The sequence below is a fragment of the Streptomyces colwelliae genome (genome assembly GCF_048158785.1).
GTDB lineage: Bacteria > Actinomycetota > Actinomycetes > Streptomycetales > Streptomycetaceae > Streptomyces.
On sequence record NZ_JBLTJC010000491.1, the window covers coordinates 1 to 6,704 of the forward strand.

Annotated in this window: 5 protein-coding genes; 1 reads left to right on the forward strand and 4 read right to left on the reverse strand. The window is 71.4% G+C overall.

Translation table 11 applies throughout. The features are described from left to right. Positions 1-1,430 (forward strand): MFS transporter (locus ACNFOC_RS48700; RefSeq protein WP_416965423.1); only part of this gene is annotated, 1,430 nt, incomplete at its 5' end. A gap of 55 nt (positions 1,431-1,485) precedes the next feature. On the opposite strand, the gene ACNFOC_RS48705 is transcribed toward ACNFOC_RS48700, so the two are convergent. The 4 genes from ACNFOC_RS48705 to lnt all read right to left on the reverse strand — a co-directional run bounded on the left by ACNFOC_RS48705 (position 1,486) and on the right by lnt (position 6,538). Further along, complete coding sequence (locus ACNFOC_RS48705; RefSeq protein WP_416965424.1) at positions 1,486-3,438, reverse strand: helix-turn-helix domain-containing protein; 1,953 nt, start codon at positions 3,436-3,438, stop codon at positions 1,486-1,488. A gap of 77 nt (positions 3,439-3,515) precedes the next feature. Beyond that, positions 3,516-4,316, reverse strand: coding sequence for a 3-hydroxybutyrate dehydrogenase (locus ACNFOC_RS48710; RefSeq protein WP_416965425.1), 801 nt, complete (start codon positions 4,314-4,316; stop codon positions 3,516-3,518). A 54-nt stretch (positions 4,317-4,370) separates the two neighbouring features. Continuing rightward, positions 4,371-4,850: an NUDIX hydrolase gene (locus tag ACNFOC_RS48715; protein WP_416965426.1), complete on the reverse strand. Its 480-nt coding sequence runs from the start codon at positions 4,848-4,850 to the stop codon at positions 4,371-4,373. A 77-nt stretch (positions 4,851-4,927) separates the two neighbouring features. Next, entirely contained in the window at positions 4,928-6,538 is a 1,611-nt protein-coding gene (lnt, locus tag ACNFOC_RS48720) for an apolipoprotein N-acyltransferase (protein ID WP_416965427.1), read from the reverse strand. Positions 6,539-6,704: the final 166 nt, after the last annotated feature.

Here is a 6,704-nt window from a genome sequence, read left to right on the forward strand (position 1 = left end):
CCGCTCCCCCACCCCCCACCAATCTCAAACGAATCGTCGCCGCCAGCCTCATCGGCACCACCATCGAGTGGTACGACTTCTTCCTCTACGGCTCCGCGGCCGCGCTCGTCTTCAACAAACTGTTCTTCCCGGACTCCGACCCGCTCGTCGGCACCCTGCTCTCCTTCCTGACCTACGCCGTGGGTTTCGCGGCCCGTCCGCTCGGCGCCCTCGTCTTCGGGCACTACGGCGACCGGCTCGGCCGCAAGAAGCTGCTGGTGCTGAGCCTGCTGCTGATGGGCGGGGCGACCTTCGCGATCGGGCTGCTGCCGACCCACGCGACCGTGGGCGCGGCGGCGCCGGTCCTGCTCACCGCGCTGCGCCTGGTGCAGGGCTTCGCACTCGGCGGCGAGTGGGGCGGAGCGGTCCTGCTCGTCTCGGAGCACGGGGACGCCCGCCGGCGCGGCTTCTGGGCGTCGTGGCCCCAAACCGGCGCGCCCGCAGGGCAGTTGCTCGCGACGGGAGTGCTGTCCCTGCTCACCGCCGTCCTGTCGGACGAGGCCTTCGGCAACTGGGGCTGGCGCATCCCGTTCCTGCTCTCCGGTGTCCTGGTCGCCATAGGTTTGTGGATTCGTCTCTCTGTCGATGAATCCCCGGTGTTCCAGGAGGCGTTGGCACAGGCGCAGGCCCGCAAGACCGCCGCCCGGGCAACGTCCCGCGGCACCGACCCCGAGCAACTCCCGCTCGTCTCCGTGCTGCGCCACCACTGGCGCGACATCCTCGTCGCGATGGGCGCACGCATGGCGGAGAACATCAGCTACTACGTGATCACCGCCTTCATCCTCGTCTACGCCACCACCTCGGCCGGTGTCTCCCGGCAGACGGCGCTGAACTCCGTACTGATCGCCTCCGCCGTGCACTTCGCCGTCATCCCGGCCTGGGGCGCGCTGTCGGACCGGGTCGGACGCCGGCCCGTGTATCTGCTGGGTGCGGTGGGCATCGGGCTGTGGATGTTCCCGTTCTTCGCGCTGATCGACACCGGAGGCTTCGGCAACCTGGTCCTCGCCGTGACCATCGGCCTGGTCCTGCACGGCGCCATGTACGCACCCCAGGCCGCCTTCTTCTCCGAGATGTTCGCGACCCGGATGCGCTACTCCGGCGCTTCCATCGGCGCCCAGTTCGCCTCGGTCGCGGCGGGCGCCCCGGCCCCGCTGATCGCCACCGCCCTGCTGGCCGACTACGACAGCTCGACCCCGATCGCCCTCTACGTGATCGCGGCGGTGGTCCTGACCCTGATCGCGGTGGGCGTGGCCAAGGAGACCCGGCACCGCGACCTGACCGAGATCGAGCCCGCCACCGGCGACCGGCCCGCGACCGCCGCGGCGACAGACACAGGGGACGCGCCGCACGCCACGGACGCCGCGGGCACGGCGGACGCCCGCACCGCCTGATCCGCACGAGCGGCCCACGGCCCGCCGGCCCTCGTACACCCCGCGCCTACGAGGGTCACCGCCCCACCGGAGTCGCCAACCGCCGCAGTCTCAGGGCGAGTTGGATCTCCAACGCGCGTCCCGGTTCCTGCCAGTCCTCGCCGAGGAGCCGGCCCACGCGCTCCAGCCGCTGGGCGACGGTGTTGACGTGGACGTGCAGGTCGTCCTTCGTCCGGGCCGGGCTCATGCCGCAGGCGAAGTAGGCATCGAGGGTGCGTAGCAGATCCGTGCCGCGCCGCTCGTCGTAGCGCACGAGCTGCCCGATGGTCCGCTCGACGAAGCCTCCGACGTCCCGGTCCCCGGCGAGGAGCAGTCCGAGGAAGCCGAAGTCCTCGGCGGCGGCGCCGTCTCCGGTACGGCCCAGCAACCGCAGGGCGTCGAGGCAGCGGCGGCCTTCCTCGTAGGCGGCGACCACGGCGTCGGGCCGGGCGGCGGGTTTCCCGACGGGGGCGGAGGCGCCGACGGTGACCGCTTCGTGGACCGCCGCTGCCAGGTGGGCGGCGGTGCGCCGGGCCAGGTCCGTAGCGGTGTCGCCGGGGTCGAGGGGCAGCAGCAGAACCGTGCCACCGTCGCGGGCGGCGGCCAGGCCGTGCCGGGTACCGGCGAGGTGCGAGGCGGCGGACCACAGGCGTCTGCGGGCGGCGGCCTCCTGGTCGGCGTCGGCTGCGGTGCCGTCGAGCCGGGCGGCGAGGACGACATGGGTGGCGTCCAGGTCGGCGTCCAGCCTGGACGCACGCTCCCGCAGCAGGCGCGGGTCACGGTCACGGGCGTCGAGCAGGTCGTCCAACAGCTCGCCGCGCACGCGCTGTTCGGCCTCGGCGGCCGACCGCCGGGCGAGCAGCAGCAGGGAGGTGACCATGGCGGCGCGCTCCAGGGTGCGCTGGTCGACGGGGTCGAGGCCGGGGTGGCCGCGCAGCACGAGCGCGCCGAGCAGTTCGCCGCCGGCGGCCACTGCGGCGATCCAGTCGTCCCGATGCCGTACCGCGTGCCCTTCGACGCGGGACTTCTCCAGCGCTCTCGTGGGTGTGGCGTCGGTCTCGGTGAACTCGACGACTCCGTCGAGGACTTGGGAGACCGCGGCGGCGACGTCGTGGACCCCGCCGCCGCGCAGGACGAGTTCGGCGAGCCGGTCGTGGACGTCGGAGGCGCGCTCGATGACTCCGCTGCGGTCCTGGATGATCTCGTTGGCACGCTCCAGGCCGGCGAGGGCCGAGCGGGTCTCGGTGAGCAGGTTCGCGGTGTCGATGGCGGCCGCGGCGAGCGCGGCGAAGGAGCCGAGCAGGGCGATCTGCTCCCGCTCGAAGACCCGCGCCCGCCGGTCCGCCGCGAACAGCACCCCGATGACGCGGTGCCCGAGCATCAACGGCACCCCGAGGATCGCCACCAGCCCCTCGTCCCGCACCCCGGAGTCGATGGTGAGGGTGTGCTGGAAACGGTCGTCCTTGAAGTAGTCGTCGGTGACGTACGGCCGTGCCGTCTGGGCCACGAGTCCGCCGAGCCCCTCCCCCATGCCCAGCCGCAACTGCTGGAAGCGGGCCGCGACCGACCCCTCGGTCACCCGCATGTAAGTGTCGCCCCTGGCCGGGTCGTTGAGGCTGAGGTAGGCGATGTCGGTGCCGAGCAGCGACCGGGCGCGCTGGACGATCGCCTGCAGCACGGCGTCCAGGTCGCGCAGTCCGGCGAGGTCGTGGGCCGTCTCGAAGAGCGCGGACAGCTCGGCCTCGCGCCGTCGGCGTCCCTCCAGCTCCGAACGCACGCGCAGCGCGAGCACCTTGGCGTGTTCCAGCCCGGCGATCGCCTCGGCCGGTCTTCCGTCGGCGCGGGCGAGCAGCACCGGCTGCTCATAGGCGTCGGCGGAGGCGCCCCGGGCCAGCAGCTCGAGGAACGGCGTCTCGGCACTGCTCGGTCGCGCTGCGGCACCGGTGACGGTGGCGGAACGCTCGGCGGACTGCACGTGATCGCTGGACATGCTCACAGGATTCCCCATCGCCGGGCCGGCCGGTCAGGCCTGTGGAAAACTCGCAAATCGCCTGCGCACCAGGTGCTTCAGTGCGCGGTCCACCCGCCGTCCAGCACGAGCGAGGTGCCGGTGACGAAGGACGTGTGCGGGCCGCACAGATAGGCGACGGCCTCGGCGACCTCCTCCGGCTCGATGAGCCGTTTGACCGCGCTGTCCTTCAGGAGCACCTCGGTCAGCACGCGCTCCTCGGGGATGCCGTGCGCCCGTGCCTGGTCGGTGAGCTGTCGCTCGACCAGGGGGGTGCGCACATAGGCGGGGTTCACACAGTTCGAGGTGACGCCATGGGGTGCGCCTTCCAGGGCGGCGGTCTTGGAGAGCCCCTCCAGACCGTGTTTGGCAGCCACATACGCGGACTTGAAGGCGGAGGCGCGCAGCCCATGGACGGAGGACACATTGACGATCCGCCCCCAGCCCTGCCCGTACATATGGGGCAGGGCCCCGCGGATGAGCCGGAAGGGCGCCTCCAGCATCACGGTGAGCACCGTGTGGAAGACGTCGGGCGGGAACTCCTCGATGGGGCGCACCAGTTGCAGCCCCGCGTTGTTCACCAGGACGTCCGTGCCGGCGGCGGCGTGCTCGGCGGCGTCCAGGTCGGTGAGGTCGAGGACGTGCGGCTCGACGGTGCCCGCGAGGTCCCGCGCCTGCTCAACCAGCTCCGTCAGTCCCGGGGCGTCCAGGTCGACCGCTCTGACCTTCGCCCCGGCGGCCGCCAGCCGCAGCGTGCAGGCACGGCCGATACCGCCGGCCGCACCGGTGACCAGGGCGGTACGGCCGCCGAGGCCGAGGAGGCTCGCGTGGGGTCCCGGAAGGGTGTTGGGCACGGTCATGTGGGGAGCCTAGGCAGCGCCCCCGCCCCACCACATATGGGCAGAGCACATACTTCAGTCAGAACTCGTAGTGTCAAACCATGTGGGTGCATCAGCCAGGGTCTGCTTGATCCGGAACAGCTGGTGATCGCTGAGCTCGGGCAGCGCGTCCAGCTCGAACCAGCCGACCTCCAGCGACTCGTCGTCGTTCACGGCCGCTTCCCCACCCACCGCCCGGCACTGCAACGTGATGTCCATGAACTGGCAGGCGTCACCGTTGGGATAACTGATCGGTCCCCCGGCCATCACCATGACGACCCGCTCCGCGACGCACTCGACGGCCGTCTCCTCGAACACCTCGCGCACCGCGCACACCGCGGGCTGCTCACCGGGCTCAGGAATGCCGGAGGGCAACGCCCACTCGTGGTTGTCCGCCCGCTTGCCCAACAGGACGCGACCCGCGTCGTCGAAGACGACGGCGCTGACCCCGGGAAGCCAGAGCAGTTGATGCCCCGCGGAGGCCCGGATCGTACGGATGAAATCAGGAGTAGCCATGCACCGACCCTAACGGGACGATCCATGGCCACTCCACGAACTGCCGTGCGCACGGCAGGCGTACAGCAGGCGTACGGCTACACGTCGCCCGCGCGCCGCCCGCGCACACCGGCGGCGACCGCCCAGCCGAGGCCGACCGCGGCGATGAGCACCAGGGCCATCTCGGGCAGGATGCCGAGCTTCGTGGCCGGGGTCTCCGAGGAGCGCAGCGGCACCTTCTGGACCAGGGAGTCGGCGACGAACATGCCGGTCTTCTGGGTGATCTTCCCGTCCGGCATGATGATCGCGCTGACGCCGCTGGTCACCGGGACGGTGACGGTACGGCTGTGCTCGACCGCGCGGACCCGGGACATGGCGAGCTGCTGGTAGGTCATCTCGCTGCGGTCGAAGGTCGCGTTGTTGCTGGGCACGGAGATCAGCTGGGCGCCGTCGGTGACCTCGGAGCGCACGGCCCAGTCGAAGGCGGCCTCGTAGCAGGTGACCAGCCCGATCTTGGCGCCGTTCATGGTGAACACGCCCGGCTTGGTGCCCCGGCTGAAGTCCTGGCGGACCATGCTGGTCCAGTTCTTGTTGATCGCCCCGAGCAGCGAGCGCATCGGGAGGTACTCGCCGAAGGGCTGGATCTGCCGCTTGTCGTAGGTGTCGGTCGGGCCCTTCACCGGGTCCCAGAGGATCTGCTCGTTGTAGAGCTTGCCACCCCGTTCGACGACACCGCCGACCGAGATGGGCGCACCGATCGCCTTGGCCGCCTCGTCGATGTCGGTGTACGCCTGGGCGTCGGCGAAGGGATCGACGTCGGAGGAGTTCTCCGGCCACAGGACGACATCGGGCTTCGCGACCTTGCCCGCCTTGACCTCCGCGGCCAGGCGCAGGGTCTCCTTGACGTGGTAGTCGAGCACCGCACGCCGCTGGGCGTTGAACTCCAGCCCCGCGCGCGGGACGTTGCCCTGGATGACCGCGACGGTCGTGGTGCCGTCCTCGGCCTTGTCACTGACCAGGGACCGCGCGGCCACCGCGCCCACCACAGGTACGGCCACGCTCAGCAGAGCCACGGCTGCCGCGGACCGCCGTACGACACGGGTCTGCCGGCTCTCCAGGGCCAGGCGCACGATCTCGTACAGGCCGAAGCCGCACAGGACGACCGCGAAGCCGAGGACCGGCGTACCGCCCACCGCGGCGAGCGGCAGGAAGACGCCGTCCGCCTGGCCGAACGCGATCTTGCCCCAGGGGAAGCCGTGGAAGGGGACACGCGCGCGTACCGCCTCACCGGCGATCCACAGCGCCGCCGCCCACAGCGGCCAGGCGGGCAGCTTCGAGACCGCGGTGACGGCCGCGCCGACCAGCGCGACGAAGATCGCCTCGACCACGACCAGGGCGAGCCAGGGCCCGGGGCCGACCTCCACACCGGTCCACACGAGCAGCGGCAGCAGGAATCCGAGGCCGAAGAGATAGCCCAGCCCTAGGCCCGCCTTCCAGCTGCGGCCGCGCAGCACCCACCCGAAACAGGCGAAGGCGGGCAGCGCGAGCCACCACAGGGTGCGCGGCGGGAAACTGACGTAGAGCAGCACTCCGGAGAGCGCGGCTACGGCGGCCGGGACCAGACGGACGAGGCGGGAGAGGCGCGATGCGGGCGCGGCCTCCGGCTCCACCTGGCCCGACTCGTCCACGGAAGTTGCGGTGACGGTCACTCCCGGAGTGTACGGCGGACGACCTTGGCGCCGACAGCACGGTCCGGATGCCAGCACAGGGCACTGAGCAGGGCCGCAGCAGCATCGTTCCTGCGCAACTCGTCCACAAATCGGTCATCAGCCGTTACGGTGTGCCGGAGCCCCTGTCGTGCGGTCGGTCCAGGCC

Excerpts from the sequence above, each read along its gene's own strand:
- ACNFOC_RS48705 (WP_416965424.1), bottom strand. The coding sequence starts at position 3,438 with ATGTCCAGCGATCACGTGCAGTCCGCCGAGCGTTCCGCCACCGTCACC.
- ACNFOC_RS48710 (WP_416965425.1), bottom strand. The coding sequence starts at position 4,316 with ATGACCGTGCCCAACACCCTTCCGGGACCCCACGCGAGCCTCCTCGGC.
- ACNFOC_RS48715 (WP_416965426.1), bottom strand. The coding sequence starts at position 4,850 with ATGGCTACTCCTGATTTCATCCGTACGATCCGGGCCTCCGCGGGGCAT.